Below are 4,380 nucleotides of genomic sequence, written 5' to 3' on the forward strand. Positions count from 1 at the left end.
GTATTATTTATATTGATTGATTTTTTATTTTTGTGGGTTGGAATACGTTTTGCTTGGTATCAAGTAAGAAGCTAGGAGGTCAAACCATGAATGATATTAGCATCTTAAGCACCAATGTAAATTCATACACTAAACAACAACACAAACAAGATAGATCTGCAAATTTTAGTGATATTTTGAAGCAAAATGCCAAAGAAAAGATTAGCAAGCCAAGCCAAGAGCCTGCTAAATTTACTTATACCACTTCTTCACAAAATAGTCTCGTCTCTTTAAATTTTAATGACCTTCAAGCTTATGGCTACACAGTGGATAAAGCTGGCTTTATGGGAGCTGATTTTAACAAAGCCGCAGGTTTGCCGCAGGACTTTAAAATCCATAAAAGCACGCTTGATGAGATAGTTAGATACAACAACAAAACATATCTCTTCACACAAGATAGAAGCAAGGCTGCCTTTGAAAAGATAGATGTAGCTGATACCACAAAGCACTACTATAAACTTTTTAAAAGTATCGTAGGGGATGAAAAAGATAGATATAGCGAGGCTGATCTAGCAAATTTACCAAAAGGCTTTAGCATGGATACTAACCAAAAAACCTTTGGTAAAAATGCAAATTTCTTAAAAGATGTGAGCCTAATATCTGTTACAAATGTATATAAAACGTTTGATCAAGTTAGTGATGCAAAGAGCGTTAGAGATGAGCTTAGAGGCTTTGGAGTAAGCCACGAGGTCTATGAGTTAAATTTTAGCAAAGAGCATCTTGATGCAAGAGCCAGTGACGAATATACATTTAACCCTGATATGTCGGTATATCAAGCAGATGATACTTATAGCAGTGCTGGTGTATTTGTGGGATTTTTAAAGAGTTTTAGCCCTATCGCTAGTGATAGTGGCGAGACGAAGCTTAGTGTGGAGGCAAGCTCTTACTCAAAGCTAATGAATGAGCAAAGCCTAGCTGATGATATAGTGCCTCTCTCAAGGCTTTTGAAAAATGAGAAGATGATTAAATTCATCTTAGAAGAGCTACTAAAAAGAAATTTACTCACTTCAAAAGATGGCAAAAGTGCGAGCGAGATAGTAGATAGTGTGCTAGCTCATGCCACAAAGCTTCAAAATGAGACAAAAGTTTAATCCTTAACCAGTTAAGCCATCTTATTTAAAATTTGCTTCTTATCTATCTTTTGCATAAGCTCTAAGACGTCTATGCCTCTTTTTTCTTTGAAATTTAAAAGCTCTCTTGCATAGAGAAATTTCTGATCCTTGTTTATATCATAGGTCTCATACTTCTTCTTAACCTGCATAGGTTTAAATTTCTTCTCAGCCTGCTCTTTAGCAAAATTTGCATTGTATTCTTGCTCTTCTTTAATTATCTGCTTTCTTTGTTCTTCAACATCCTTTGTAGCTTTCTCTCTTGCTTTGGCAAATAATATTTTAAATTCATCTATGCTTAGGTCGGTTCTATCTAAAAGACTAAGCGACTCCTTGTTATTATTTGGATAAAGGGAGGACATAGTTTCCATAAAAGCATCTAGTTCATCTTCCTCTTCTTTTGTACCAAGACCTATTAGTTTGCCCATCATGGTTGGTTTGCCGTCTATAGAGTTTGTAAGCAACCAGTCCATGTAATCTTGGAGTTCGCGAACTCTAAATTCTTCCATATTTTCTGGCTCTCTTTTTGCTGATAAAGCTCGTCTTTCTTGAATGGTGTAATCAGACAGCATATTATCAATTCGATTTATAGTATCTGTTATCCAGCCCTCTTTGCTTTTGTCTATATCTATAAATTCTTTTATAGTTTCGCTCCAGGGTTTAAAAAGATTCTTTGAGTAGTCAAATTTTTCTTCGGTAGCGTTTTTGTCTTGCTTGCCTTCTTTGGCTACATTTTCTGTTGCATTTTCTTTTTGAATGGTGTTATCTTGTATCGATGTATTGCTAAGTCCGTTTATACTTATCATTTCACCCCCCCCCTTACGCCTTTATATCAACATCTCTTTTTATACCAAGCATATCTACTAGATATTTTCCAGCTGGGTTTTCATTTAGCTCTTTTACTAAATTTAAAGGTGGCATACTAAATTTCAAAAAGCTATCCATAAAGTCCTTGCTCTTTTTGCCGTCTTTGTCTATCTCACCAAAGAGTAGCTTTAGCATTTTTAGATTGCGCTCCATCATCTTTTTAAATGAGAGTTCGTCTTCTTCATATCCCCTACGTCTATCTTCAGGAGTGCTCACAAAGCCACTTTCTAAGTCGATATAGACAAAGTCTCTTTTAGATCTGATGTAGTCTTGCATATATTTAGGCATACCTGCTATGTCATTATCGGTAGCATTTATAAAGCCAGGTCCAAATTTCATCTCGCCCATAAGTTCAAACAGCTCAAATGCTCTATTAAATTCTTTACTATCTATGCTCTTATCATAGCCTTCTCTTTTGCCTTGTGCTGTTGTCTCGCCCTCTCTTACATCAAGGTTGTTGTTTATAACGGCTGCTATAAGTCCGCCTTTGGTTATAGAGCCATCTTTGTTTGTGTATCTTTCACCGTGCGGATCGATAAAAACACCACTTCCCACACTCTCCTTGCCACCATTGTTGTTGTTAAAGATATCTGTTGTTGGCTTTAGTGGCTGCCTGCCATCTCCGCCATCAAAGCTTGGGTTGAAAAAAAGCGTGCTTATCATCTGCTTGTTTGACTCTTTGTAGTTAAAGCTAGAAGCAGCTGCATCAAAGTCGTAAATAGAACTATGAATTTTTGTTACTTGCATGCTTTGGCGGTTATACTCAAAGCCTTGTGGAAAATTTCTTATCTCGTCTGGGCTAAAGCTATCTTTTGAATTTAGTGTGTCTTCGCCAACTACTTGGGAGAGGATTTTGTAGGCATTATTTACGGTTTTTAGTATATCGATGCTGTCAAAAGCCCTTTGCATATAGTCAGACTGCGTCTCTATCCTTACTAACGACTCCAGCGTGCTTGAGTGAATTTTATATCCGCTTGGTATGCCAGCTTGTTTATTAAACTCATCTGTAAAGTAGCCATCTTTATCTACCTTGTAGCCTAAAACCTCTGAGTTGGTTTGTTTGGTGGCAACTTTGGTTGATACCTTTATGTTCTGCTCTAAATTCAAGGGGTAGCTACCAAGTGCGTTTATCATCTTAGATCCTTTTAGCTTTAACTCACACCAAAGATATCGTCTTTTTTATGAAAAGATTTATTTTGCAAAGGCTTTTTAGTATGCATAAATTTACTCCTAAACTCTCGTATCTACCTTTTTATAAAGCCTATCTTTGCTAGATAGTTCCTTAAATTTGAGGTCGTTTTCAAGGTAGGTGATGTTGTAAATTTCTTTAGTGGTGATGCTTTTGCCGTTTTCAAGTCCGATTAGGAATTTGCTTGTAAATTTATCAGAGAGGTTTTTAACGAGCTTTGCTCCAAGCTCTTTTAGCTGTTTTTGCATACTCCTTGAAACGCTAACGTTTGAAGTAAAAATTTGCACCGCGTTTTGAAGTCTTTTACACACTTGATTTGATCTGATCGCAAAAGTCAGAAATCTCTAGTCATACATTTTTCTTTGTGATATCTAAACTATCAGTTGAAAAGACGCACACTAATTGCAGTGCCGATAAGTTTAAGTGTAAGCATCTTTTTAGCAGCTACTAAAATTTTGAGTTTTTTTGGTAAAAATATAATTACTTTTCACACCTGACTAATTTTATTAATCTATTAACTGCTTTAACTTTTACATCCTTGTTCAATAGTACTTTTTTAAATAAGCCTACCTTACTAATTGCTTGTATCTATTACATCAAGCAGCTTAAATTTTGTACTTTCAAACTTCATAGCTATTTTAAAAAAATATTGTTAGAATCCTAAAAACTTTTTATATCAAATTTTAGTATATGTTCGAGAACTTTAATCCAAGGCAAATAATTAAATATGCCTCTTTTCTAGCCTAAACAATTGTATCTCGATCTTTGATTTTGTTCTTTGCTTTTCAAGCAAAGGATCATATTATCATTAAGTAAAATTCAGTCTAAAGATTTTAAAAACTAGCATAAAAACAAATTTAAAATATAATCAAACCAATAATCTAAAAAGAAATATAAGAATCTTATCATATATGGCAAGAAGCAACATTAATAAAAACTAGGATTAAACATATAAGAATTAAAGCAGATTAACAACAAAGCCCGCAACGACCTACTTTCCCAACATCCCAGTAAGGGAGAGTATCATCAGCCAGGACGAGCTTAGCTTCTTGGTTCGAGATGGAGCAAGGCGTTTCCTCGTCTGTATAGTCACGGGCAGTGTTAAATAAAAGATATATTAGATAAATCTCTTATTTAACACTACTAGATAAAGTTAAAAGTCATAAACAAAGTTTT

At 34.9% G+C, this 4,380-nt stretch carries 4 protein-coding genes and 1 rRNA gene; 1 reads left to right on the forward strand and 4 read right to left on the reverse strand.

Annotated elements, in window-relative coordinates:
* Positions 1 to 86: 86 nt before the first annotated feature.
* Positions 87 to 1,130, forward strand: a complete 1,044-nt coding sequence (locus FZ945_RS09640) for a Cj0814 family flagellar-dependent secreted protein (protein ID WP_148804157.1) — start codon at positions 87 to 89, stop codon at positions 1,128 to 1,130.
* An 11-nt stretch (positions 1,131 to 1,141) separates the two neighbouring features.
* Here the strand turns inward: FZ945_RS09640 and FZ945_RS09645 are convergent, their stop codons facing one another.
* The 4 genes from FZ945_RS09645 to rrf all read right to left on the reverse strand — a co-directional run bounded on the left by FZ945_RS09645 (position 1,142) and on the right by rrf (position 4,301).
* Positions 1,142 to 1,954, reverse strand: coding sequence for a Cj0814-related protein (locus FZ945_RS09645; RefSeq protein ID WP_148804159.1), 813 nt, complete (start codon positions 1,952 to 1,954; stop codon positions 1,142 to 1,144).
* A 13-nt stretch (positions 1,955 to 1,967) separates the two neighbouring features.
* A complete protein-coding gene (locus FZ945_RS09650; RefSeq protein ID WP_148804161.1) occupies positions 1,968 to 3,149 on the reverse strand; it encodes a Cj0814 family flagellar-dependent secreted protein in 1,182 nt (393 codons plus the stop codon).
* Positions 3,150 to 3,245: 96 nt separating this feature from the next.
* Positions 3,246 to 3,515, reverse strand: a complete 270-nt coding sequence (locus FZ945_RS09655; RefSeq protein ID WP_262367219.1) for a BRCT domain-containing protein — start codon at positions 3,513 to 3,515, stop codon at positions 3,246 to 3,248.
* A 667-nt stretch (positions 3,516 to 4,182) separates the two neighbouring features.
* Positions 4,183 to 4,301 (reverse strand): 5S ribosomal RNA (gene rrf, locus FZ945_RS09660).
* Between the last annotated feature and the right edge of the window lie 79 nt (positions 4,302 to 4,380).

This window comes from Campylobacter concisus, assembly GCF_902460535.1.
Lineage (GTDB): Bacteria > Campylobacterota > Campylobacteria > Campylobacterales > Campylobacteraceae > Campylobacter_A > Campylobacter_A concisus_AS.